Raw genomic sequence first — 26723 nt, 5'->3', positions numbered from 1 at the left:
TGTACCTAAGCCAATTGCTGTGGCTTTCGGTACAACCTCTTTTAGATTATCTCGCTGGAGCGAAATCGGCTACTGGCTTTAGAATCTCTTCAATTCTCTCCAAAGTATCTAGAGATAGAACGGCATCAACAGCTTTGGCGTTCTCTTCCACCTGTGCTGGCTTACTGGCCCCAATAATTGCAGAACTTACACCAGGTTGCCGTAGGGTCCAAGCTAACGCTAGTTGCGACAGCTTCAAATCAAGACTGTTAGCTAGTTCATCCAGCTGTCCGACAACAGTCAGTACATCATCGCGGAAGTAGCTGCGAATGACGCCATTTACCGAATCATCAGCTGCGCGGGTTCCTGCCGGAGGCTGTTGTCCAGGTTTGTATTTACCTGTCAGAATACCTTGGGCGAGTGGGGAAAAGACCACTTGACCGAGGCCCTCACGCTGAGATACCTCAAGTACCTCATCTTCAATGTAACGTTCGAACATGTTATAGATAGGCTGATTGGAAATAAGCGGACGCAGATTTAGTCTGCGTGAAATGCCGGTGGCGTCAGAAATTTGAGCTGCGCTCCATTCGCTCACTGCTGAATACAGAATTTTACCTTGTGCAGTTAGGTCGTCCAGCGCGCGTAAAGTTTCCTCCACAGGCGTCTCTCTGTCAAAGCGATGACAAAAATAAACATCAATATAATCGGTTCCTAAACGGCGAAGGCTAGCTTCGCATTGCTCCATGATGTGCTTGCGTGACAAGCCGCGATTATTCACATCATCCCCCATGGGGAAGAATACCTTTGTACTCAGCACATAAGATGATCTTTCATAGGCGCGAAGAGCAGCGCCCATTGCTTTTTCGCCTTCACCACGGTTATAAGCATTAGCAGTATCAAAGAAATTGATACCGCATTCAAAAGCTTTGCTGATGCAGGCGTCTGCTGCTTTTTGCTCTGCTGCTGTTCCATATGTAAGCCAGCTGCCTAAGCCGATTTCACTGACTTTTAGTCCTGAATTGCCTAGTCTTCTGTATTTCATTATTTTCTTCCCTCCTTGAGTTGTATATGTTAACTTTACTTGTATCCTATGAAACATTCAACTTGAATGTTTCATGTAAAAAACGAGATCAAGGAGATGAATCGTAGTAATGACTATTCCAACTTCTAAAGCTAAAAAAGTGATTTTGTTTCAGGGTGATTCTATTACGGATGGAAATCGTGGTCGTGATGAAGATCCCAATCATATTCTAGGACATAGCTATGCATATATCATTGGCGGCAAGCTAGGCAACGAACGGGCTGAGCAGAATCTCGTGTTCTATAACCGTGGAATTAGTGGGGATCGGATCTCCGATTTATATGCACGCTGGAATGAGGATGCGATTTACCTTCAGCCGAATATCATCAGTATTTTAATTGGTGTTAATGATCTTTGGAGAACAATGAAAGGGGAACCAAGTGGTATAACGGACCGTTTTGAACGTGCGTACCGTCATGTGCTTGAAGAAACCGGGGAAGTACTTCCGCAAACGAAGCTGGTCTTGTGTGAGCCTTTTATTCTAAATACCGGAGCACCGGCAGAACACTGGGATGAATGGAAAGAGCGGATTACTCATTATCAGGGTGTTGTTAAGCAACTTGCGGAGGAATTTAATGCTGTGTTTGTTCCTTTACAGGAAGCATTCGATACAGCTACTCGTAGAACCGATGCAGCCTACTGGCTGTGGGACGGCGTTCACCCGACAGCGGCTGGGCATGATCTGATTGCTGGGGAGTGGCTGAAGATCGTAGAGAAAAGCGTTCTTTTAAACGACTAGTGAAATAAAGTTTCCCCCTTATCTTTATTTATGCACCTACTGATTACTCAGCGGGTGCATAGATAAGAGATATATGATAGTTATTCAGAAACTCGATCCATTCCTCAGAAGGCTTCTCGTCTGTAACGATATAATCCACTCTATCGAAACTAAATAATTTAATGAACGCAGTCCTGTCGAACTTAGAGTGATCTGCGAGCAGAACTACTTTATTGGCCTGCTGTTGCATAAGAATCTTCAATTCACTTTCTTCTTCGTTCGAATCGCTGAGCCCGCCAGTCATAGACAACGCTTTACAGCTGAATATGGCTACGTCCACATTATATTTTTGAATAGTCTGTGAGGCAGTATGTCCAACGAAGGAGCTAGTCTCGGGGCCTAGTATTCCACCAGTAGAAATTAGCTTTTGCCCAGAATGTTGAAATTCGGATAATACAACCAAAGAATTCGTAATAATCGTCAGATTGTTTTTCTCCTCTATAATTCTCCGTAAAGCCTCAAAAACGGTTGAACTCGTATCCGTCACCAAACTGTCCCCATCATTAATTAATTGGAGAACATGATCAGCTATCGTACGTTTGGCCTCTATATTTACCTGATGTCTACTCACATAGGGAGGGTCCTCATTCGTGTGGGCATTAAGAATTGCACCGCCATAATTTTTCTTGGCAAGTCCTTCCTTGTCCAGTTTATCCAGATCCCGCCGAATGGTCTCTTCCGAGACATTGAATTTTTGCGCCAGCTGAGCGACATGGACTTTCTTTTGTCTATACAGCTCATTAATGATTAGATCCCGCCGTTCAAATGCTTTCATCCGTTCACTCACCTCTATCATCATCTACTTCCTAGTTTACTACATTGTTGTATAAATCAAAGAAATAACCTCATATTCACATAATACCACAGTAAAATAATATTAATACCACATAAAACCACATAATTTATCTATAAATATGTTGTTTTATGTTGACTAAAGCGTTTCCATATTTTATGATGAAGGAGAAATAGGTTCATTACCGATGATACTAAGATGATCTTGAGGAGGAACAGCAGTGATAGAAAACTATCCGAAAATTGGCATCCGCCCGACCATTGATGGCAGAAGAAGAGGGGTTCGCGAATCGTTAGAAGCTCAAACCATGGGTATGGCTCAGCGGGTAGCTAAGTTTATTGAAGAGAACTTATTTTATCCGGATGGCCGCCCCGTAGAGTGCATCATTGCCGATTCTACGATTGGTGGTGTTAAAGAAGCTGCTGCTGCGGCTCAGAAATTTGCTGGGGCTAATGTTGGCGTATCGATTACTGTGACCCCTTGCTGGTGTTATGGTTCTGAAACGATGGATATGGATGCCTCGATCCCACATGCGGTTTGGGGATTTAACGGAACGGAACGCCCAGGTGCGGTATATCTAGCTGCTGTTCTCTCTGCTTATGCACAAAAAGGAATTCCGGCGTTTGGTATCTATGGTGAGGATGTTCAGGAGTCTAGCAGTGAGGAGATTCCAGCGGATGTGCAGACTAAATTGCTGCAGTTCGCCAAAGCTGGGTTGGCTGTCGCTCAAATGAGAGGGAAATCCTACTTATCGATGGGTTCTGTTTCGATGGGGATTGCTGGATCGATTGTGAATGAACAGTTCTTCCAAGAGTATCTGGGAATGCGTAATGAATATATAGATATGTCAGAATATGTACGCCGCTTTGAAGAGGAGATTTATGATAAAGAGGAATATAAGCGAGCACTCGCGTGGACCAAAGAAAACTGCCAAGTTGGTGCCGATAATAATCCGAAGCATCTGCAAATAAGTGATGATGAGAAAGAGAAGCAGTGGGAGACTTGTGTGAAAATGACATTGATCGCCCGTGATCTGATGATCGGCAATCCTGTTCTCGCTGAGCTGGGCTTTGAGGAAGAGGCCAACGGTCATAATGCGATTGTGGGTGGCTTCCAAGGTCAGCGCCAATGGACAGATCATTTTCCTAATGGGGATTTCATGGAAACGATACTGAACTCCTCTTTTGACTGGAATGGCAAACGTACACCTTATATCGTAGCGACAGAGAATGATAGCCTGAACGGAGTAACGATGCTGTTCAATTATTTGCTTACGAATACTGCACAAATTTTTGCGGATGTCCGAACCTTTTGGAGTCCAGATGCAGTTAAGCGAGTAACGGGTCATCAATTGGAAGGTGAGGCGGCACACGGAATACTTCACTTGATCAACTCGGGTTCGGCTGCTCTTGATGGCACGGGTGAGCAGACGATAGACGGTAAACCTGCGATTAAACCTTTTTGGGAAATTTCGGAGGATGAGGTAGAAGCATGTTTGAGCCATACCCAATTCCGCCCGGCTTCTCAAGAATATTTCCGTGGGGGCGGCTTCTCTACGGATTATTTAACTAAAGGCGGGATGCCAGTTACTATGGCACGGATGAACTTGGTTAAAGGGCTTGGACCTGTTCTTCAGCTTGTAGAGGGTCATACGGTTGAGCTACCTGAAGATGTTCACCATACACTGGATCAAAGAACAGATCCGACTTGGCCAACAACCTGGTTTGCGCCTAAGTTAACCAATAGTGGTTCTTTCCAATCAGTGTATGATGTTATGAATAATTGGGGCGCAAATCATGGAGCGATCAGTTATGGGCATATTGGAGCGGATTTGATTACGCTGGCGTCTATTCTACGCATTCCGGTCAGCATGCATAACGTTGAGGAATCACGTATTTTTAGACCTCGGGTATGGTCGTTATTTGGTACCGAAGATCTGGAAGGAGCAGATTACAGAGCATGTCAGAACTTTGGACCCCTCTATTAAAATCTTCCTGTGAAGCAGGGGTGGTGAACAATGGATGATACGATTAAGCTTCTAGCCATAGATCTCGGCGCCAGTTCCGGAAGAGTTATGCTGGGGATATATGATGGCGATAAGCTGCAAATGGAAGAAATTCATCGGTTTGAGAATACGCCGGTACAGGTCAACGGGCATTTATATTGGGATACTCTAAGGCTCTTCCATGAAATGAAGCAAGGGGTTCAAAAAGCCTTTAGGCAACATGGAGAACTGACGTCCTTAAGTGTGGATACATGGGGAGTCGACTACGGGTTTATTGATAAAAAAGGAATGATGCTCTATTCCCCCCATCATTACAGGGATCGGAGGATGGAGGTTCACCGTCTCAAATTGGAAGCGCTACTGTCACCGGCAGAGCAATTCCGTATGACCGGTCTTCAGCCAAGTGTCATTAATACGCTTTATCAGCTGTTCTCTGATTTTCAGGATAATGATTCTCTTAAGGAGACCGCGGATACGATTTTAATGATGCCAGATCTATTTCATTACCTGTTTTCTGGTATAAAAGCAGCAGAAAGCACGATCTGGAGTACAAGCGGCTTAGTGGATGCTGCCACGGGAGAGCTCTCCTCTGAATTATTTAACAGACTTGGGATTCCGAGTAGTCTAGTTCCACAACAGGTTCATGCGGGAACGGTTATTGGATCTATCCTGCCGATTATTCAAGAGGAGCTTAATATAGGCCCGATGAAAGTGATAGCCGGCGCTTCACATGACACAGCTTCAGCAGTAGCTTCGATCCCTTATACTCGTAAGGATGAAGCAGCATTTTTAAGCTGTGGTACGTGGTCGTTGGTTGGTATGGAGACGCCTGAGCCGGTCATTTCAGAGAAAAGCTATGAATATGGTTTCACAAATGAACGTTGCTACGGTAATTCTAATCGTTTGCTAAAAAACACAACGGGACTATGGATTCTACAGGAGCTCCAGAGGAATTGGGCGAAAGCAGGAGAGAATTTTAGTCAAAGTGAAATGGTGGAATTAGCCCAAACGATTAATGGGGCGCCAGCGATCATTGACCCGAATGACCAGCTTTTCAGCACACCTGGTGTGATGATGCAGCGGATTAGGGAATATTGTGAGCGAACGGGGCAACAGCCGCCTAATACGAAAGCTGAGTTTATACGCGTTATCCTTGAGAGCCTTGCGCAATCATACTGTAGAACGATTGAAGAAATGGAAGAGATCACTGGCAAGACAATCACTATCATTCATATGGTTGGCGGTGGGATTCAAAATGAGCTATTATGCCAGCTCACCGCTGATGCTACGGGTAGAGAAGTCGTTGCAGGGCCAGTGGAGGCCAGTGGAATTGGCAATATCATTGTCCAGCTGGCTGCCCTGGGGAAATTGGAAGTTTCTAAGGCGAAAGAGTTCGTGGCACGATCTTTTACCTTTAAGACATACCAGCCTACTTTGGTGAAAAACTCTAAAAAATAGGATACGAGGAGAGAACTTATGGATAACTTGGAACAAAAACTACGTTCGCAGATTTGTGATATTGGCAGAAATTTGTTTAATAAAGATTTCATTGCCGCCAATGATGGGAATATTTCAGCACGGTTATCAGAGAATGAAATTCTCACTACCCCCAGAGCGGTAAGCAAGGGATATTTAGAGCCACATATGCTTGTAAAAGTAAACTTGCAAGGTGAAGTTCTTGAAGCGGCGGAAGGATACAGACCTTCAACGGAAACCAAAATGCATTTGAGAATTTATAATGAGCTACCTGAGATGAATGGTGTGGTTCATGCACATCCCCCGTATGCTACCGCTTTTGCCATTAAAGGTGAGGCGCTCGATAAAATGATGATGCCAGAGTCGGTTATCATGATCGGTGATATTCCTTTGGCGGAATACGGAACACCTTCAACTGAAGAAATCCCGGACTCACTGATGCCTTTCCTTGGCAAAAAAACAGCAGTCCTGCTCGAAAATCACGGAGCACTTACTTGGGGAACAGATGTTATGGAGGCTTATCTGAATATGGAGAGACTCGAATATACAGCCAAGATTACCTTTATTACACGTATGATTGACGGAGAGAGAGAGCTACCACAGCATCGGATTGATGAGCTGGTTGCTTTGAGATCTTTTTATGGGAAGTAATGAGGTGCTTGGATGTTGAAAAAAATTCCTAAGCTACTATCTCCGGAACTGGTACGTGTGATGATGGAAATGGGTCATGGTGATGAGCTTGTACTGGCAGATGCTAATTATCCAGGACACTCCTTAAACTCAAAAGTACTAAGATATGATGGTATTGGGATACCTGATCTTTTGGATGCAATATTGGAACTGCTGCCCCTTGATCATTATGTGGAACATCAGGTAGCGTTTATGGCTGTGGTTGAGGGAGATCCTACGGTGCCGGTGATCTGGTCCACGTACGAGTCGATAATCGCCAAACATGACGCTGAAGCGATGATTAAATATGAGGAGCGGTTTGATTTCTACAATCGTTCTAAGCAAAGTTATGCTGTTGTAGTAACAGGTGAAGAAGCACTTTATGGAAATATTATTATCAAAAAAGGTGTAATCAAGGCTTGATGATCAGCGATTCTGCTTGCGGTATTGCAGCGGTGAGCATTTCGCGATTTGCTTAAACACCCGCCCAAAGTGGGCGATGCTGTCAAAGCCTGTATTCTCTGCAATGGCAGTGACTTTAGTGTTAGTGCTCTGCAAGAGTCGTTGGGCTTCCTTGATCCGAATGTAGTTTAGATATTCAACAATGGTGAAGCCAGTGGTCTGTTTGAATAAACGACAAAGATAAGTACTGCTGATGAAAAAAGTTTCGGATAGCCGCTCTAATGTAAGCTTTTCAACATAATGTACCTGTAAATAATCGATCATTTCGTAGACTTTAAGCTGCTTCTCACTGCTCTCAGGAGCGATGGGCTCGCGGCTTATTTCTTGTACTCTGTTCATTTCAATAAATAACTGGATGAGCAGTGTCTGAAGATAGGGGATTTGCTGTGATCGATGTTCTTCTTGTTCTTTTAGCATAGAGAAAAGGATAGATTCGATGGCTCCTTGTTCATGTACTCCTGGACGCAGAAGTAAGCTTTGTGTAGTTAAAAAAGGAATACTTAGGTCGTAGTTCGCCAATGTTTTTTGCAGAAAGTCCTCCTCAAAGTTAATCAATATTCGCTCATGGCGTGCTGAGCCCTTAGAAGTGGTGCGATGGAGTTCATTTTTGTTAATAAATATCAAATCACCTTTGCGTAAGGTATAAATCAGATTGTTGATATAATAGCTGCGCTCACCTGCGAGTAAATAATAAATTTCATATGTATCGTGATAATGGTCGGAATCCATGCTGAATGGGCCGGCTCTTTTGATTTGTTCAATGATAAATGGAGGCTCTAGCTCCTGTTCCATTGTAGATTTGCCCCTTTCAGATAATGAAGCTAATATATGCAAAGTTTTCGCTATTTTTGCTAATAATCGCTTAGATTTGAATGTATTTTATACTATAAACTATAAGAAGAAACGGCATCTAAATCAATAGCGATGGAGTGATCCTTGTGTCGAAGAAGAAATATGTATTCGTAGGTACCGGTGGCCGAGCGGAGTTCTTCTATGGTGAGATAACTACGAATTATCGTGAAACTTCAGAAATTGTAGGCTTTTGCGATGTGAATGGGGCAAGAATGGATTATGCGAATCGATTACTGAAAGGGAAATATCAGTATCATGCGGTTCCTACTTATAAAGCTCATGAGTTCGATCGTATGATTGAAGAGACTAAGCCGGATGTAGTTATCGTTACGAGTATTGACCGCACACATCACCATTATATTATCCGGGCGATGGAGCTTGGCTGTGATGTGATTTCGGAGAAACCAATGACGGTAGATGAAGAGAAATGTCAGGAAATTCTTGAAGCGATTGAGCGGACGGGGAAAAAGCTGCGTGTTACGTTCAATTACCGCTATGCCCCGCACAATACCAAAATCCGTGAATTGATCATGGATGGGGCGATTGGAGAAGTGTTATCCGTCAATTTTGAGTGGCTGCTAAATACACAGCATGGAGCGGATTACTTCCGCAGATGGCATCGGGATAAACGGAACAGCGGAGGGCTGTTGGTTCATAAATCAACACATCATTTCGATTTGATGAATTTCTGGTTGGGCTCTCGTCCGGATACGATCTATGCCATGGGAGATTTAAGGTTCTATGGCAGAGAGAATGCGGAGAAGCGCGGGGTGACAGAGTTTTATCAGCGTGCCCATGGTAGTAGAGCAGCGGAAAATGATCCCTTTGCGCTTCATCTAAAAGACAACGAGCAGCTTAAGCAAATGTATCTGGATGCCGAGCATGAAGATGGGTACCTGCGAGATCAAAGTGTATTCGGTGATAATATCAGCATTGAGGATACGATGGCAGTCATGGTCAAATACAAAAACAAGACGATTATGAACTATTCACTTAATGCTTATTTGCCTTGGGAAGGCTTCATTGTAGTATTTAATGGGACGAAGGGGCGGATGGAAGTTAAGGTTGTTGAACAGTCCTATGTAAACGCCGGGGGGAAGAAAGAAGATGAAGGGGCACTAAAGGACAAGCAAATCACTGTATTCCCTCATTTTGCGCCGCCTTATGAAGTTGAAATTGAAGAAGGCGTAGGGGGTCATGGTGGCGGAGATCCGGTCATGCTGCGTGATATTTTTGAACGACCTGTGGAGGATCGATTTAATCGGGCGGCTTCCCATGTGGATGGGGCGTTGTCTATTATGACCGGGATTGCAGCTAATCGTTCGATCGCTACTGGACTTCCGGTGAAGGTGGATCAGTTAATCAAATGGTAGAAGGATTAGCAGTTGAAATTGGTCTTTAAAGGCGAACACTGGCGTTTCTCCAGAATCCCTCCACCCCTCCGCTCTGTCTTCACGTCAATTTACTACTATTTTTAGAATTGAGCCCAAAAGAGAAGTAGAAATAATAAGGCTGCCTCCAAAGTCATTGTAGATGACTAAGAGACAACCTTATTTATTTTGACACTAGTATTTATTGTTTGACGACGTTAAAGCCGTCTTTTTGCAATTGAGTCACAATCCCATCATCACCCAGCATGTGTAGTGCACCAACAACGACAAGATAAGTCGCTTTTTTATCACTATTCAAATACTCTTTTACATGCTTCACCATGTTGGCATTCCGATCCGAAACGAGGCCCTTATAGTATTCCGGCTCCTTAGCGACCGCTTGTGTCATAGCTACGAGGGTTTGTTCATCCCCCTGCATCCACATTTGGGATAATCCATCCAGCGAAGCCGTTGCTGCAGCTTTGTCCGTTTGCTTGAGGCTATCGAGTGTATCAAGGAGAAGCTTTTCTTGCAATCCATCTGAGAATTGATTGAACATGTTCAGCTGCAATTGCATATTTTCCAATTCAATGATAGGTTTATTCAATTTGCCTGCCTTCTGTGTGAAATATAGGTCGATACCTGTATCCGGTGTATAATCTGTTGTTTGCATTTGTAGGCTTGAGATACCTTGAGTAACGACCCATGGCTTATAGGAATCGAATGCATTTCCTGCAAGACCATTCGCTTTCAGAAGCGCAACAACTTTGTTATAGGTATCAGCGGATACGTGATCCTTGAGCTTGGTCCCATCTGTATAAGAACCTTTCTCCGTAAGGAACTTTTGCATCTCCGTTTGATCAACCTTTGTTAAGTCAACTTCGACCCCGAGATATTGAGATGCTTCAAAAGCAGCTTCGATTTCCGGGCGTAGCGGGTACATTTTGTCATTAGCCACATGGATAGAGCCAAGTAGATAGACGGTATTTCCGTTGTTCTCCACTTTCCATAAGAATCCGGTGCTGCCTGCAGCCTCGTTATTAGCTACAAAGGTGATGGTGCGCTGCGCCGCATTCCATTCTACCTTATAGCCGATCGTTTCACCGATAAAGCGGACAGGAACATAGGTGACATTGTTGATGGTTTTAGGAGCCACCTCTAGTTTTTTCTTCTCCCCGTTTACCGTTGCTGTGGTGCTGCCGATAGTCAGTGAGAGGGCTAGTCCATTTTTGGTCCCCGTTACGGTTTGGGTCTTTTTATTCCAATTCATATTTACATTAAGCTTCTCTAGGAGTGGACGCATAGGAACCAAGGTAGTTCCTTTTTCTACAACAGGGTTAGAATTGCCTAACTTTACTTCTGTTCCATCAATCCACACACCGACAGGCTTTTCAGCCGCATGGGCAGTGGTAAAGACAGACATAACCATGAAAATGGATAAAAATAATGCACCTAGCTTTTTCATTAATAGGACACTCCGTTTCTAAAAAGAATGAAAGTTGTAAGTCACTTTCTGATTTTAACGTATTTTTCCATAAATAGTTATACGTTTTGTTACTTCGTACAAAAGTCAAAATAATGCACATCAAAGTAAAAATCGCCCCTATTAGATCCTGTTCACTCTCCTTATCATGAAACATAAGAAACGAAGAGCCCGAAGGGAGTAAGGAACTTATGTGGAGCAATGCGATTGAAGATGCGATTGAGAAGGTACGTAAGAATATAGACCGATTCGGGGGCAGATTCCCTCATGTGAGCATGAATGGAACTTACCAGCTCAATAACAATGACGACTGGACCAATGGATTCTGGAGCGGCATGTTGTGGTTGTGCTATGAATATACGCAGGATGACAGCTTTCGTATCGCGGCATCTCATACCGTAGAGGATTTCCGCCGCCGTTTCGCGGCAAAGACGGTGCTTGATCATCACGACATCGGATTTTTGTATTCGTTATCCTCCAAGGCCCAGTGGATTATAGATAAAGACGAATCCGCGCGTCAGTTGACACTGCAGGCGGCAGACTTATTACTGAAGCGCTGGCGCACAGGCGGCGGTTATATTCAGGCTTGGGGACCTGTGGGAGATGCCCAGGAAGGTGGGCGCATCATTATTGATTGTCTGTTGAATCTCCCTCTTCTGTATTGGGCGGAACAACAGACCGGTGATTCCCTATATCGGCAGGTGGCGGTCATGCAGGCGGATAAAACGAAACGTTATCTGGTGCGGGGAGATGACAGCTCCTACCATACGTTTTTCTTCGACCAGAAGACCGGAGAGCCGATTGGCGGTGCTACACACCAAGGTTATACTAACGGATCGACTTGGACACGCGGGCAAGCCTGGGGCGTCTACGGTTTTGCATTATCTTACCGCTATACTAAGGATCCGTTGTATTTGGAAACATCCAAGCGGATGGCCCGCTATTTTCTGGAGCATTTGCCACAGGATCATGTCGCTTACTGGGACTTTAATGCTCCAGTGTCTGCGGATACGTACCGGGATAGCTCGGCCTCTGCAATTGTTGCGGCTGGACTACAGGAACTGCTGGAGCTAATGGAGGAGGAAGATCCCGAACGGGCTTATTTTCAGCAGGGGTTAATACAGTCGATGACTTCACTTGTGCAGAACTATTCCACGATCGGTGAAGACGAGGAGGGGCTGCTGAAGCACGGCTCTTACCATGTACGCGGCGGTCTGTCTCCGGATGATTTCATGATCTGGGGAGATTATTTCTACCTCGAAGCGTTGCTGCGGCTGCAAAAAGGCACTAGGGGGTACTGGTATGAACGCTGATTGCCGATCAACCTCTCCCTATGCTGTCTTTACGCTACTCGACCTTGAGTTACCCGCTCTAGCTTCCGTGAAGGATGCGCTCAGTCAAGTGCGGCAGGACGATGCGCTGACTGAATTGCATCGGTATTTGACTAGTCGGAGCACGCCGGGCTGGCGGGCAGAGGACAGCCGGAAACAGCAGCATATCGATTATATACAGCAATATTGCGCAGATGAGCTGGAAGTCGTAATGAAGACGGCGGATGAAGTTATGGAGCAGACGTTTCTTTTTCGGTTTCCCTGGGATATGGAGCGCAGCCGCATTCCGGTTTCCTTTGAGGAAGAAATTGACTGGCGTTATATTCCGGATAAGGATGTAGAATGGGCTTATATGCTGAATCGCCACCGCTACTGGGTGGCATTAGGACAAGCGTATGCGATAACAGGTAATGAGGAGTATGCGAGAACATTTTGCTGTCAGCTTGAAGATTGGATGGACCGTAATCCTGTTCCAGACATGCCTACGAATGATACGTTGACTTGGCGCACAATTGAAGCGGGTCTTCGCTGTGCGAACTGGATCAAAGCGCTATCCTATATACAGGATAGTCCGCTGCTCACACCGACGCTTCTGGCGAAAGTGATGATATCCCTTCATGAACACAGCGAATATTTAGCTTTATCGTTTACGGGCTGGAAGAATATCAGCAATTGGGGCGTTCTGGAGACTTGTGGCTTATTCCAAACCGCGCTCTACTTCCCTGAGTTCACTAGGGCTAAGATTTGGCGACGGCTCGGTGAGGAGAGATTAGGGGAGACGGCTAGAATCCAGGTCATGGCGGATGGTATCCATTGGGAGCAATCGCCCACCTATCACCATGAGGTTCTGGTATGTTTTCTCGACTGCATCCGCTTGGCTCGCATGAATGGACTGGAGCTACAGGATGAACTTCAGCAAAAAGTTCATCAAATGGCCGTCGCTTCCTTGTATTGGGCCAAACCGAATCATCGGCAGCCGATGCTCGGGGATAGCGATGACAGCGATGTCCGTTCGATTTTGACTTATGCAGGTTGGTTGTTCCAGGATTCTGTGCTCCGCTTTAGCGGATATGATCATATGGATTATGACAATGCCTGGTTGTTCGGAATGAATGGAGTTGAAGGCTACGAGCAGCTGATTGCGGAGGAACCGCCTTACTTGTCGCGCTCTTTCACACATTCCGGTCATTATATGATGCGAACGGGTTGGGACGAGCAGGACTTGTACCTATATTTCCACTGCGGACCGCTTGGTGGTGGACATGGTCACGCGGATTTGCTACATTTCGATCTGTATGCTTTTGGGCGGGATATGCTTACCGATCTGGGCAGATACAACTATAGTGATCACACACCACTCAGAAAAGCGTTAAAAGAAAGCGCTGCCCATAATACGACTACTGTTGACGGAATTGGATTCACTGAAATCACGGATACATGGTCCTTCTCCCAAATTGCGAAGCCGACAGGCAGCAAATGGATCAGCAATCCGGACTTTGATTATGTTGAGGGCAGCCATGATGGCTACCGTCATTTGGATGATCCGGTACACCTGCTAAGGAGGATCATATTCATCAAGCCTTATTACTGGCTTCTGGTCGACAGCTTTAGCTGCCGTCAGGAGCATACGTTTTCCCAGCATTTTCATTTTGCACCCGGAGCGGTTCAGATGGAAGACGAGACATTCATTTGCCGTACAAAAAATGAGCAGGAAGCCAATCTTTGCATCATTCCCGTTAATGTTAAAGGACTTCAGGGCAAGATTGATGACGGGGTAATTTCCCGTGAATACAATCTGCTGGAACCTAATCAGCATGCCGTTTACGCCCGAACGGGAAAAGGAACGGTATCGATGATGCAGATGCTGTACCCGCAGCCTTCCGGTGAGCCGTTCTGTCCACTGGTTGAACAGGTGCCGATTTACCGCCATACGGGTGAACCTGTGGATGCCGTGCAGGCGGAGGCATGCCGCATCAGCTTCCCTGAAAGGAATGAGGAGCATATTATCGTGATCAGCCATGAGGTTCCATCCAGCCACTTGGATTCCTATGTAGTGGAAGGTATACAAATATTTGGTGAAGTGGTGCTTATAGTTTTCGCAAACGGTCAAAAGAAAGTCACGGTAATCAGATAATGCATGTATACTGGATAACGGGCTGATAGAATAAAAGAAAAGAGCATGAGAGAGGCGCGGAGAAAACATGTTCAAATTCACTTACTATAGACGTATCCAGGTTTCATTTCTTTTGCTGATTTTTATTCCGCTGATTGCAGTATCGATCATCTCCTTTGTGCTTATTCGGGATACGATGGTAGAGAAGTTGCAGCTCAGCAACGATAACTTTCTGAACGTTATGATTGACGAACTAAACAAGACCATTGATGATGTGACATTTGCATCGCATTTTATTGTAAACGATACCAATTTTCGCGCCAATCTGAAGGTCTTTGCAGATACCGAGCGATTGAACACCTATCAGGATTACGTACATTTTACGCAAATTCAGGATGTGTTTTCGCTCATCAACTCTAAGCCGCTAAATAATAACATTCGCATGTATTTGGTTAACCGGAAACACTTTGTGATCTCCTCTGGGACTGAGAATTTATCCGTGATTAATGCCAACATGGACAAGCTGATGGGACGTGTCAATATTCACGAACCGGAGACCTTGCAATGGCTTGGGATGGCTGACAGCGGTTCCGGTAAAAGCAGTAGCTACTATATTGCCAGAGTAATCTATGATAGCCGGGAGAAACAGCAGGTGTCCGTGCTTCTCATCTCAATTCCCGATGCCTATTTCAACAAATTGCTCGGTCCGGTCGAGTTTGGCAAGCTGGCGTTGTTTGATTCCAGAGGAGGTCTGATCGCCGGGAACTCAGAGCTAGCCCCAGATGGCAAGGAAGCTAGAGGAAGCGTGCGTACGGCCAGAGCCATCGACAAATCCAATTGGGAGCTGGTCTATGAAGCTTCAGAGAAAGAATGGTCGGGCCAGATTTCGCGAACTTTTTATAGTGGTATTGGTTTAGTGCTTCTCTTGTTTATTGTCTTTTCGGCCACTTCCATGCTGATTGCCAAAAGATTGCATAGTCCGATCATGAAGCTGCAGCGTGTTGTGCGCCAGTTCGGGATGGGGAATCTTGATGTCAGGCTGGAGGTCAAGGGCAAGGATGAAATCGCTGAGCTAGGGCAGACATTGAATACTATGCTGGATCAACTGCAAGGATTGATTCACGACATCGAGCTGGAGCAAGAACAGAAGCGAGTGATGGAACTTGAGGCGCTGTTTATGCAGATTCGTCCCCACTTTTTGATCAACACGTTGAATTCGATCAAATGTAGCCTTATTTTGGCTAAAGATAAGCTGCACAGCGGGATCATTGATTCGCTAATGAGTCTTCTCCGTGCCTATCTGAAGGTCAATGAACCGGCTACCTTACGGGAAGAATGCAGACTGCTTGGTCATTATATCGACATCATGAAGATCCGCAACGAAATCCCTCTTGAACTCGAGGTCGATCTGGAAGCGGATACAGAGAAGCTCATCGTTCCTAAACTTATTCTGCAGCCTCTCGTAGAGAATGCTATCGTTCACGGTCTAGTAGACCACCCGGCACCGCGTATTGTCGTCCGTGCGCGAACGATCCCTGATGGGATTATGATTGAAGTCGAAGACAATGGCTGCGGAGCAGGGGCAGAAATTCTGGCAGGACTGAACCGCAGATTGCTCTACAAGGACGATGAACAGGATGGAACTTATCAAAGGGTCGGTTTAATCAACGTGGTTCAAAGGCTGAGGCTGACCTATGGTCAGGATACCCGCTTGTCGCTGCATAATTTGCCGCAAGGTGGGGTGTCCGTTTCTCTGTATTTGCCGCAAGGCAATCATCAGGTTAATCTGTCGGAGAGAGAGGGATATTGATGTATAAAGTGATGCTCATAGATGATGATGTTCCTATGCTCAAGGTGCTTCAGCAGATGATTGACTGGGAAGCACATAGCTTGCAAATTGTCGGCAGCACCTATTCCAGTGCCAAGGCGTTATTAATGTTTGAGGAAGTGCAGCCCGACATCGTGATTACGGATATTGGCTTGCCGCAAAAGAACGGGATTGAGCTGGCCGATTACTTTACCCGGATGAAGCCGGAGGTCAGAATTATTTTCCTGACCTGTCATGAGGATTTCCATTATGCTCAGCAAGCGGTAAAGCTGAAGGTGGATGACTATTTAATCAAGGACCAGCTTACGGACGAGCAACTGGAGAAAAGCCTTGCCAAGTCTGTACGCTTGCTTAAATCGAAGATCGGGTTAATCAAGCATGGGGGGACGGGCTACAACAGCCAGTTATTCCGGCAGAATCTGCTGCAAAGGGTGATTGGCGGCGCCCCGCCCGAAACCACGCTAGCCTATGCGGCGCAAATCGGCATATCCTGGACGTACCCGTGGTTCATGCTGGGCACGGTCAGCATTCACTTTTCCAGTTTCGAGAAGAGGTACAAGCAGAGCGAGTATCCACTTATTTTATATGCCATCTACAATATAGCCCTAGAGCTGTCCGAAGCGTGTGAGGGGATTACGCCTTTTTTGGAACAGAAGAATATTGTGCTTCTGTATAATTACCGTGTAAATCTGGCGCAGAATGCCAGTCTTTATTTTCATGATTATTTACAGCGATTGTGTTCCGAGTGCTCCCATCTCCTTAAGATTCAACCGGGCATCATCGCAGTCACTGAGAAAATAGAGCTGCAGGCGATTGGACAGATTCATCGGCAAATTGTCCAGGACAAGTGCGAGTTCTATGCGAGTGCGGAATACACAGTTCTGGATACTCTGCAAATCGCTACCCCTCGCTTCCAGCCTGCTCCTCAAGGATTTCTGGATAGTTATATCCCGCAGATGGAACGGGCCGTGATTAAAAATGATCTTGAAGCCATACGTGGCACTCTTCAGGAAATCGCTAGGACTGCAAAAGTTATGGCTATCCATCCCGGCGATTTCGTCCGGGATTTATCCTTTATGCTCCGCGGTATCGAGCTGATGTTCACTAGCCTAACATTCGATGAGGATCTGTTCGTCTATCTCGTGCAAACCCGCACACTGGAGGATACGATGGAACTGGTGGAAAGAAAGCTTGTGCAGATTACAGGCAACAAACAGCAGGTGGCGGGAACTCCCCCGCAGGAGCCCAAGCTGCAGCTTATCCAGCAATTTATTGATCAGCATCTTGGCGATAACATCACTTCAATCGATATGGCACGTTATCTCTTTCTGGACCCGAGCTATTTCTCGCGTTATTTCAAACGCATGACAGGTCTGACTTTTACGGACTATGTACATCAGCACAAGATGAAGGTTGCGACCAAAATGCTGAAAATCTCCAGCCAAAACCTGGAATCGCTGGCCGTTGGTCTGGGATATTCGGACAGAACCTATTTTTCAAAAGTGTTTAAAAAATACGTGGGAACAACACCGAGCGAATATAAATCCAAACACTCGGTACGCTGAGAAGCGCAATTCTCAACCTACCGAATAGACCCGCCGCCCTCTTGGGCGGTTTTTTTGTTGTCGAAAGACAAAGGTCAAAATCTTGCACATCTCGGGTCATAATCACTCCTTCATACGGAAGGCGGATATATTACTATAATGACAAATCAAATTGTCGAGGTGATACAACATGGAGGCTGCAAAACAACCTGTGCCAAAAATTCTGCAGGAGAAGCGGAAGTTCTGGACTCCGCAGCGGAAAGAGGCTTTGACCGGGTGGCTGTTTCTAGCTCCGGAAATTGTCGGAATGCTTTTTCTTAATGTATTTGCACTTGGATTCTCACTTTATTTAAGCTTCTCGAAATGGGATCTATTGTCGGGGGTTCAAGGGATCGAGTTTATCGGATTGGATAACTATATCAAAATGTTCCATGATCCGAGCATCATTCAAGCTTTGAAGAACAATGCTATTTATATGATTATGACCGTGCCGATACCGATTGCGATTGCTTTGGTGCTGGCGGCATTGATTCAAAATAGTGTATTTCTTAAAAATTATTTCAAAGTTGCCTTCTTTATCCCTTATATTTCTTCGATTATTGCAATTGCCGCTGTATGGAGCGCATTGTTCCATCCATCCCTTGGACCGATCAATCAGTTCTTGATGGAGCTTGGAATTTCCAGCCCTCCAAAATGGCTGGTGGATCCAAAGACCTCGCTGTTATCGATTGCCATTATCAGTTCTTGGGCGAGTCTGGGTTACACCATTATTATCTATATGGCCGGCTTGACGAATATTTCCGATGAAATCTACGAAGCCGCCGAAATAGATGGAGCCAGCGCACTGAAGAAATTCTTTGCCATCACGGTTCCGATGCTGCGTCCAACTACGTTCTTCTTGCTTATAACCATGCTGATTGGCTCGTTTAAGGTGTTCGACATCATCGCGTTTTTGACCGAAGGTGGCCCGAACAATTCTTCTACCGTGCTTGTGTTCAGGATCTATGAGGAAGGGTTCAAATACTACAACATGGGCTATGCTTCTGCGATTTCCTGGCTGCTATTCGCCGTCATAGGCTTGATCACCGCAGCTACTTGGAAAATGAGAAATGAAGAATAAAGGGGGGAGATTAACATGCAACTGATTAGAAAAAATATGTCCAGAGTGATCACTACCTGCATCATGGGGGCTTTGTCCATTGTATTTCTTATTCCTCTGATCTGGATGATTTCCGCAGCCTTTAAATATGAGAAAGATGTTATGCGCTTCCCGATCCAATGGATTCCCGAGAAGATCAATGTAGCGTATAATTTCAAGATGGTTTGGATGGGACGAGTACCTTTTTCTCATTTCTATTTAAATTCCTTTAAAGTTGCGATTATTACAACCTTAATTACACTTATCATTTCATCTATGTCGGCGTACGCCTTGACCAAAATCAAGTTCAAAGGACGAAATATGGTGTTTCTGGCGCTGCTATCGTTCATGATTATACCTGACCAGGCCACACTGATTCCGCGCTTTCTGCTGATTCGCTGGTTCGGTCTTTATGATACTCATGCTGCAATCATATTAATGAGTATGTTCTCCATCTACTTCACGTTCCTGCTGCGGCAATTTATGATTGGTGTCAGCGACGAATATATTGAAGCGGCGCGAATTGACGGTGCAGGCCATTTACGGATATTCTGGTCTATCATTATTCCGCTCTGCAAGCCGGTGCTCGCTACGGTGGCGATCATCAAATTTATCTGGACCTGGAATGATTACCAGAATCCGCTGATCTTCTTACTAAATAAGAATTTGTACACTATTCCACTCGGTATGACACTGTTCCGGGACGATTATTCGAACAACTATGCGATTATGATGACGGCAGCTGTTTCGGCGATCATCCCGCTCGTCATCGTGTTCATCGCCCTGCAAAAGCAAGTCATTAACGGAATCTCCCTTGGTGGCGTAAAGGGCTGACCTGCGGGTGTACGATAGCTAGTAAAAGTCAAAAATGTGATCCTACAACAGCAAAATTGTGCACTTGGCCAGTAAAGCGGATGCCTATAATAAGAAATGAACAAGGCACTATACTTAAAATTCAGTGCGGGGGGAAGTAAAATGAAAACAAAGAGCAAAAAAAGATTATCCGTTGTACTGGGCTCCATGCTGGCGGTTTCCTTAACGCTAAGCGCCTGTGGAAATTCCGGAAATTCGGAAAAGAATGGGAATGCTGAAGCTGGTACGAATGCCGGGAACACCAAGGTGGACAAGCAAGTCGCCATCAAGTATTACAACTGGGATAATGAAGCCCAGTCGGCTGGTACCGATGCTATGCTGCAGGAATTTATGGATCAGAACCCAGGCATCAAGGTAGAGCATGTGACACTCGTTCCCGGTGATTCTGTGGAGATGCTGAAGAAACTTGACTTCCTGATTTCTTCCGGCGAAGCGATTGATGTTGTTCAGGTGCCAAGCTTGGGAGGCGTGCTTGAACGGGCGACTCGGGGAGCACTTGCCCCGCTGAATGAATTCTATGAGAAAGATAACCTCGTTCCTGAGGATGAATATTATGTGAATGCTAAGGTCGACAACAACTATTATGGGTTGCAATATACGAAGAGCAGCAACTACGTGATGCTGAACAAAGATGCACTGGATGAAGCGGGTCTGCCTGTACCTACTTTTGGCTGGACATGGGATGACTACCGCGACTATGCCAAAAAACTGACCAAAGGCGAAGGCGTGGACAAACGTTACGGCACTTATTTCCACACCTGGGAATTGTACATGAACGCTCCAGCTCAAACGATGATGAAAGACCCGTTCGTATATGATGACGGGACGACAATCTTCGCGGATCCGACATATAAGTATTTCTTCCAGCTGCGTAAAGATATGGAGTCTGCTGATAAATCTGCGAAATCTTATGCAGACGCTCTTGCCGCTAAGCTTAACTATCGTACCGAATTCTTCAATGAAGAAGCCGCTATGATCTTGGCTGGCAACTGGACGATTGCTGATCCAGGTAACACCGAGCAGTATCCGCATGAATTCAAGACAGCCTTTGCTCCGGTACCGGTGCCTCCTGCAGGATCGGAACCGAAAGACTATGAAGGCAAATACTTCACCAGCGGCAACATGCTGGCGATGGGCGCAACTTCAAAGAACAAAGAGGCTTCCTTCAAATTGATGAGATTTATGTCTACGGCTGTTAGTGATAACAGACTGGAATTCTCCGGATATAAAAAAGCTGACAATGAGACCTTGCTGACTAAATTGGTCGCTGGCAAAGAAGATATGTATGATATGGATTCACTCAAATACACACTTTTCGATAACGAAATTCAATTCCTTGACGGTGCGCAGGTGATGACGACGGCAACGTCCGAATTGACCAAAATTATCGATGACGGCTTCAGCAGATTCATGCTTGGAAATGAATCGATTGATAAGGTGCAGCAATGGATGGTTGGTGAAGCAACGAAAATTATCAACGAAAAAGGTGTCATCAAGTAAATAGGCAATAAGCGAGGTATCCCAAGTTGGGGACGGGGCTTTGGAAGGTCATCAACCGGCTTTCCAAAGCCTTATTTATACATTGGGCTTACACAAATATACGGGAGAGTATAAAAATGATGGAAAGCATTTCTTCAAAGAACAAGTCCGAAGAGCAAGCAGCGTTGCCTTCTAGGGAACAGATGGAGTGGCAGGATCTGGAGCTGGGGATGTTCTGCCATTTTGGAATGAACACGTTTTGCGATCAGGAGTGGGGAGAAGGCAGCGATTCACCTACGCTTTTCAACCCGCTTCATCTGGATGCCCGCCAATGGGTTAGTGCAGCTAAAGAAGCTGGATTCCGTTATTTTATACTGACCGCTAAGCATCATGACGGCTTCTGCCTGTGGCCGACTGCAACAAGCACTTATTCTGTTGCCTACAGCCCATGGAAAGAAGGGCGAGGCGATGTTGTCAGGGAGTGCGCGGAGGCTTGCCGTGAACTTGGGCTAGGCTTCGGCATTTATTTGTCTCCATGGGACAGACATGAGCCATGTTATGCGGATCCGCAAGCGTATGATGATTTCTATTGTCTGCAATTGCAGGAGCTACTTACGGGCTATGGCCCACTTACGGAGATTTGGTTCGACGGTGCAGGATCTGAGGGCCGTAATTACGATTGGCGGCGAATTATGGATCTGATCAAACAATATCAGCCAAGTGCTATGGTGTTTAATATGGGGGCACCAACGATTCGCTGGGTTGGCAATGAGGATGGCCTTGCTCCTTATCCATGCTGGAACACTGCGGATTCCGCTCGGGGTAGCATGTTCAGTGAAGCTTCATTGAACTGGCTTCCCGGAACACCGAGCTGGGTGCCTGCGGAATGCGATGTGCCCATCCGTAAAGACCGCTGGTTCTGGCATCCTCAGGAAGAGCATCTGCTGCTGTCTCTGGAGCAGCTAATGGATATTTATTATCGTTCGGTCGGACATGGGGCGACTTTGCTGCTCAATGTGGCCCCTGACAACCGCGGGCTGCTTCCGGAGGCCGATGTGCAGCGACTGCTGGAATTTGGTAAGGAAATAGGGCGTAGATTCGGCAAGGCACTAGCCGTAACGGCAGGCACTGGAGATCTTATTGAGCTGGAATTGCCTGCTGCAGCTACTGTGATTGACCACGCTGAGATAATGGAAGACATCGCTTATGGCGAGAGAGTGAGCGAATATGTGCTGGAAGCATTCAGTGACGGAGCGTGGCTGGAGTTGAAACGTGGCAGCGCGATTGGCCATAAGAAAATCGACGCCTTCCCTCCGGTATGCGCAGAGAAGATACGACTACGTGTGCCAGTAGCTGCCGCAAGCCCCAAGATCAGACGGCTTGCCGTCTACCACTGTGGGGAATCGTTAGAATAAATGCTAAAAAGGAGGTCGTCGATAATGAGCCTACTCACTTGGAACGACGGACACTATTTGCTGGACGGACAGCCTTACCGGATCGTCTCTGGAGCCATTCATTATTTTCGGGTTGTGCCTGAATACTGGAAAGACCGGCTGCTGAAATTGAAAGCCTGCGGATTCAATACCGTGGAGACCTATATCGCCTGGAATATGCATGAACCCAAGGAAGGAGAATTCGTATTTGATGGCATGGCCGATGTGGTCTCTTTTATTGAATTGGCCGGAGAGCTTGGGCTTCATGTTATTGTCAGACCGAGTCCATTCATCTGTGCGGAATGGGAATTCGGTGGTCTGCCGGCCTGGCTGCTGGCTTACAGTGAACTTCAGCTTCGCTGCTGTGATCCTCTTTATTTAAGCAAGGTGGACCGGTATTACGATGAGCTGATTCCTCGGCTGGTTCCGCTGCTCTCCACACATGGCGGGCCGATTCTGGCCGTCCAGGTAGAGAATGAATATGGCAGCTATGGCAATGACAGTAGTTACCTGAGATATATGCGTAATGGACTCCTCAGCAGAGGGGTCGATGTATTGCTCTTTACCTCCGACGGACCAACCGATGAAATGTTGCTCGGCGGAACACTGGAAGATGTGCATGCTACAGTTAATTTTGGCTCCTGTGCAGAGGAATCCTTCCGCAAATACCGGGAGTACCGATCTGAAGAGCCGCTGATGGTGATGGAATATTGGAACGGCTGGTTCGATCATTGGATGGAGGATCATCATGTGCGCGATGCCGAAGATGTAGCTGGCGTTCTGGATGATATCCTGACGCACGGCTCCTCACTCAATATGTACATGTTCCACGGCGGGACCAATTTTGGCTTCTATAATGGGGCGAATCATATCGTCGCCTACGAGCCGACGACTACAAGCTATGATTATGATGCCCCGCTCACGGAATGGGGAGATACGACAGCGAAATTTGAAGCTGTTCGGTCGGTACTGGGCAAACATGGATTTGCACCGACTTGTCCGCTCCCTGAGCCGATTCCGAAGATCTCCTATGGGAAAGTTGCCTTGATGGAAAGAGCGGAACTATTCACAGCTTCCAATCTGGAGAAGTTATCCGAGCCGGTGAACAGTGTGTGTGTGCAGCCGATGGAAAAGCTCGGACAATCCTATGGTTTTATAATGTACAGCACTTATGTGCAGGGACCACGGTCCAGGCAGAAGCTTTACATCGAGGGTGTGCGTGATCGTGCGCAGGTTTTCCTGGATGGACAGGTACTTGGGGTCATTGAACGCTGGAATCCGCAGCCACTTGAACTTTCCATTCCTGCCGGTGGAGCGCAGCTGGATATTCTCGTCGAGAATATGGGTCGGATTAATTATGGACCGCTCATTCGTGATCCGAAAGGAATTCTGGACGGGGTTCGAATCGATAACCAGCTGCAATATAACTGGACGATCCGTACACTTCCGTTAGAACCGGGAACGATGGCTTCACTTGAGTACAAGGAGCAGACGGTGGAGAAGCAAGAAGCTGCGGCACTTTCGGGTTTGCCCGGATTCTACCGGGGCTGCTTTGAGGCGGAGGAAATTGGCGATACTTTTCTACGGTTCGATGGATGGAATAAAGGGGTTGCCTGGATCAACGGATTTAATCTGGGCCGCTACTGGAATGCAGGACCGCAAAGGGCCCTATATATCCCCGGTCCATTGCTGCGCAAAGGTCGTAATGAACTGGTTCTTTTTGAACTGCACGGCTGTGCGGAGACTTGCGAAATTGAGCTTGTGAATTGCCCTGATCTGGGAAGAACTTCGGCCGTCGACGATGCCGTGCTGAATTTTGTGCAGGAAGATAGCTTGTAGACATTATTAGCGTTGCCGTCATAGAAATCATTCCCCTATCCTCTCAGCCATTAGACACAAGAAACCTGCGTTTTCTTTCATTATTTTACAAAAAAATGAAGAAGAGCAGTCAATATAAGAATACCTGAAAGGCACTCCTTCGGGCGTGCCTTTATTTTTCGATGCCACATGGTTTTGTAGTATGATGAGCACAAGGCAGCTACATGGTTGTTCATAGGCTGAGAAGAAAGTGGGTGTCGCTATGTGGTTTTGTATGATCGCGATGGTCGTGATCTTGATCGATCAGGTCTCGAAAATTTGGATTCGGATGAACCTGGATATCGGAGATAGCTTGTTCTTCGGACGATGGGAGATTACACATTATGAGAATAGCGGGATGGCTTTCAGTTTATTCCAAGGTTATGCGTGGTTATTCGGGGTGATCGCCATCTTGTTCGTCATCGGTGTGTTCTATTATCGCAGCATGGGTGCCTGGAAAGGCCGATTGGCGGATATGATCGCTGGTTTCTTGGTCGGCGGTGCGGTTGGCAACGGGATTGATCGACTGGTGTTCGGGCAGGTCACGGATTTTATCATGTCTCGATCGGGGAGAGGCATTCTCAATTTAGCGGATTATGCGATCAACATCGGGATGATCATGCTCGTCTTAAATATGGCAGTGAGATTCGTGAAGAAGCGGGTCTGGCACGCGCATTGAGGATTTATTCTTTTATCTTTATAGATTCCTTAGAAGTTCCTGTTACGATGTCTCTGCATGGTAAGAGAACGACGTAATAACAGATTTCGAAGGAGGAGAACATTCAACATGCAAGCAACGAAACGATTAACAGGTATCATTTCCCTGGGCCTAGCATTTTCACTATTACTATCGCCAGTGAGCGCCTCGGCGACCGCGCAGAAAATTACGGGGTCGAAGGAGAATATTCAAGAGATTAAATCTTTGACGTCATCGGACTATAAAGATTTAGCGTTTCTGAAGCCGATCTTGAAAGATAAGACGGTCATTAGCCTTGGCGAGAACTTTCACCGTGTCGCAGAATACAGCAGCATGAAGACAAGGTTGATCAAATATTTACACGAAGAGCTGGATTTTGACGTGATTGCATTTGAGTCGGGCCTTGGGGATTCCTTCATGACGTATGATAATGCAGGAACATGGACATCGCAACAAATGATGGAACGTTCAATTTTTCCCATCTGGCATTCCAAGGAGACTCTGAATTTATTCGATTACATCAAGAAGAAGCAAGGGACGAACGATCCCTTATATCTAGCAGGTTATGACATGCAGTTCACATCAGGGTACTTAACGCAATTTATTGCCGGTTGGATTGCCAAGGTAGACAAGGATCAGGGCGAGAATTATTTCAACTTCGAAATGCAAGCGATGACGGATTTCTATAAGGTGCTCAACCAATATGGCATGGACGATAGTCATCCGGAGGCGAAAGCAGAAATCAAGAAGGTGAAGAATACGTACGAACCGAAATACAAGGCGTTGATCCAATTCATCCAAGAGAACAAAGAACAACTTGCAGCCGCCTACCCTGCGAACCCGCGGATGGTGGATATCGCTGTCAAGACGTTGGAGGATCGGGTCAAATTCATCGAGATGGGGATGTACGATACGAAGGAAAGCTATGAATTCCGTGATCGAATCATGGCTGACAACGTGGAGTGGTTAATGAAGGTGATGTATCCCGGCAAAAAAGTAATTTTATGGGCGCATAACGATCATCTGGCGAAGAATACGTCCAAAATCGAAACGAAAGAACAAGGGAAATGGATTAACAGCTTTACAAGTATGGGAGAATTGCTACATAAGAAGCTAAAGGATAAGGTCTACGTGTTGGGTCTGTACATGAACAGCGGTAAGGCGAGCACGATTACGACACAGAAGATCTTCGATATTCAGCCGATGCCGAAGGGGAGTCTGGAACAACTGATGATGCAGAGCGGTTATAAGATTGCGTTTGCGGATCTATCCAAGCACAAGTCTCCGAACAAAAATAATGCTTGGATGTTCAAACCGATCTATGCAGCCGAGGATGGCATGACGTCCGAGATCATTATGCCGATGTCGATGCGATTCATTCCAAAAGAGCAATATGACGGGATCATCGTCTTCGATAAAGTCAAAGAACCGACAACGAAGCTCTAACTCGGTTATACCTGAACATTTAATTGTTCCCCTGTC

The 26723-nt window shown here is 46.1% G+C and carries 21 protein-coding genes; 17 read left to right on the top strand and 4 right to left on the bottom strand.

Translation table 11 applies throughout. From position 1 onward, the window contains the following. Positions 1–46: 46 nt before the first annotated feature. Entirely contained in the window at positions 47–1021 is a 975-nt protein-coding gene (locus tag MKY52_RS01645) for an aldo/keto reductase family protein (RefSeq protein ID WP_341049461.1), read from the bottom strand. A gap of 109 nt (positions 1022–1130) precedes the next feature. Here MKY52_RS01645 and MKY52_RS01640 point away from each other — a divergent pair, with 109 nt between their 5' ends. Next, a complete protein-coding gene (locus MKY52_RS01640) occupies positions 1131–1799 on the top strand; it encodes an SGNH/GDSL hydrolase family protein (RefSeq protein ID WP_341049459.1) in 669 nt (222 codons plus the stop codon). Between the two features lie 43 nt (positions 1800–1842). Here the strand turns inward: MKY52_RS01640 and MKY52_RS01635 are convergent, their stop codons facing one another. Beyond that, positions 1843–2613, bottom strand: coding sequence for a DeoR/GlpR family DNA-binding transcription regulator (locus MKY52_RS01635; protein ID WP_042193458.1), 771 nt, complete (start codon positions 2611–2613; stop codon positions 1843–1845). A gap of 238 nt (positions 2614–2851) precedes the next feature. Here MKY52_RS01635 and MKY52_RS01630 point away from each other — a divergent pair, with 238 nt between their 5' ends. Genes MKY52_RS01630 through fucU form a run of 4 tightly spaced genes read left to right on the top strand, consistent with a single transcriptional unit; the run spans position 2852 to position 7204 of the window. Next, positions 2852–4618, top strand: coding sequence for an L-fucose isomerase (locus MKY52_RS01630; RefSeq protein ID WP_339801738.1), 1767 nt, complete (start codon positions 2852–2854; stop codon positions 4616–4618). Positions 4619–4648: 30 nt separating this feature from the next. Further along, positions 4649–6094, top strand: coding sequence for a rhamnulokinase (locus MKY52_RS01625; protein ID WP_341049458.1), 1446 nt, complete (start codon positions 4649–4651; stop codon positions 6092–6094). 18 nt (positions 6095–6112) lie between these two features. Beyond that, positions 6113–6763, top strand: a complete 651-nt coding sequence (locus tag MKY52_RS01620; RefSeq protein ID WP_341049456.1) for a class II aldolase/adducin family protein — start codon at positions 6113–6115, stop codon at positions 6761–6763. 12 nt (positions 6764–6775) lie between these two features. Continuing rightward, positions 6776–7204, top strand: a complete 429-nt coding sequence (gene fucU, locus MKY52_RS01615; protein WP_341049455.1) for an L-fucose mutarotase — start codon at positions 6776–6778, stop codon at positions 7202–7204. 3 nt (positions 7205–7207) lie between these two features. On the opposite strand, the gene MKY52_RS01610 is transcribed toward fucU, so the two are convergent. Then, positions 7208–8035: a helix-turn-helix transcriptional regulator gene (locus tag MKY52_RS01610; RefSeq protein WP_341049454.1), complete on the bottom strand. Its 828-nt coding sequence runs from the start codon at positions 8033–8035 to the stop codon at positions 7208–7210. A 146-nt stretch (positions 8036–8181) separates the two neighbouring features. On the opposite strand from MKY52_RS01610, the gene MKY52_RS01605 reads away from it, so the two are divergent. Further along, positions 8182–9468, top strand: coding sequence for a Gfo/Idh/MocA family protein (locus MKY52_RS01605; RefSeq protein ID WP_341049452.1), 1287 nt, complete (start codon positions 8182–8184; stop codon positions 9466–9468). A 199-nt stretch (positions 9469–9667) separates the two neighbouring features. On the opposite strand, the gene MKY52_RS01600 is transcribed toward MKY52_RS01605, so the two are convergent. Continuing rightward, a complete protein-coding gene (locus MKY52_RS01600; protein WP_341049450.1) occupies positions 9668–10930 on the bottom strand; it encodes a TraB/GumN family protein in 1263 nt (420 codons plus the stop codon). Between the two features lie 209 nt (positions 10931–11139). Between MKY52_RS01600 and MKY52_RS01595 the strand changes: the two genes are divergently transcribed. The 11 genes from MKY52_RS01595 (at position 11140) to MKY52_RS01545 (ending at position 26687) form a co-directional block, all read left to right on the top strand. Continuing rightward, positions 11140–12261 carry a glycoside hydrolase family 88 protein gene (locus tag MKY52_RS01595; protein WP_341049448.1) on the top strand — a complete coding sequence of 374 codons (1122 nt, stop codon included), beginning with the start codon at positions 11140–11142 and terminating at the stop codon, positions 12259–12261. After that, positions 12251–14413 (top strand): alginate lyase family protein, encoded by a 2163-nt coding sequence (locus MKY52_RS01590; RefSeq protein WP_341049446.1) that lies wholly within the window; start codon positions 12251–12253, stop codon positions 14411–14413. Before MKY52_RS01595 ends, MKY52_RS01590 begins: the two co-directional genes overlap by 11 nt. 67 nt (positions 14414–14480) lie before the next feature. After that, positions 14481–16202 carry a sensor histidine kinase gene (locus tag MKY52_RS01585; RefSeq protein WP_341049443.1) on the top strand — a complete coding sequence of 574 codons (1722 nt, stop codon included), beginning with the start codon at positions 14481–14483 and terminating at the stop codon, positions 16200–16202. Then, positions 16202–17785, top strand: coding sequence for a response regulator transcription factor (locus MKY52_RS01580; RefSeq protein WP_341049441.1), 1584 nt, complete (start codon positions 16202–16204; stop codon positions 17783–17785). The genes MKY52_RS01585 and MKY52_RS01580 overlap by 1 nt, the downstream gene beginning before the upstream one ends. Before the next feature lie 169 nt (positions 17786–17954). Next, complete coding sequence (locus MKY52_RS01575) at positions 17955–18884, top strand: carbohydrate ABC transporter permease (protein ID WP_042125419.1); 930 nt, start codon at positions 17955–17957, stop codon at positions 18882–18884. Positions 18885–18899: 15 nt separating this feature from the next. Continuing rightward, positions 18900–19736 (top strand): carbohydrate ABC transporter permease, encoded by an 837-nt coding sequence (locus MKY52_RS01570; protein WP_042186014.1) that lies wholly within the window; start codon positions 18900–18902, stop codon positions 19734–19736. Positions 19737–19877: 141 nt separating this feature from the next. After that, positions 19878–21275 carry an ABC transporter substrate-binding protein gene (locus MKY52_RS01565; RefSeq protein WP_341049438.1) on the top strand — a complete coding sequence of 466 codons (1398 nt, stop codon included), beginning with the start codon at positions 19878–19880 and terminating at the stop codon, positions 21273–21275. 116 nt (positions 21276–21391) lie between these two features. Beyond that, complete coding sequence (locus MKY52_RS01560) at positions 21392–22669, top strand: alpha-L-fucosidase (protein ID WP_341049436.1); 1278 nt, start codon at positions 21392–21394, stop codon at positions 22667–22669. Between the two features lie 24 nt (positions 22670–22693). Further along, on the top strand, positions 22694–24526 hold the full coding sequence (locus tag MKY52_RS01555) for a glycoside hydrolase family 35 protein (RefSeq protein WP_341049434.1): 1833 nt from the start codon (positions 22694–22696) through the stop codon (positions 24524–24526). Between the two features lie 253 nt (positions 24527–24779). Continuing rightward, a complete protein-coding gene (lspA, locus tag MKY52_RS01550) occupies positions 24780–25223 on the top strand; it encodes a signal peptidase II (RefSeq protein WP_341049432.1) in 444 nt (147 codons plus the stop codon). Positions 25224–25331: 108 nt separating this feature from the next. Next, positions 25332–26687, top strand: a complete 1356-nt coding sequence (locus MKY52_RS01545; protein ID WP_076284295.1) for an erythromycin esterase family protein — start codon at positions 25332–25334, stop codon at positions 26685–26687. Positions 26688–26723 lie beyond the last annotated feature (36 nt).

This window comes from Paenibacillus sp. FSL P4-0184 (assembly GCF_038004625.1).
Taxonomy (GTDB): domain Bacteria; phylum Bacillota; class Bacilli; order Paenibacillales; family Paenibacillaceae; genus Paenibacillus_AQ.
The sequence above is the reverse complement of the archived record's forward strand: the minus strand, read 5'-3'. Positions and strand labels throughout refer to the sequence as shown.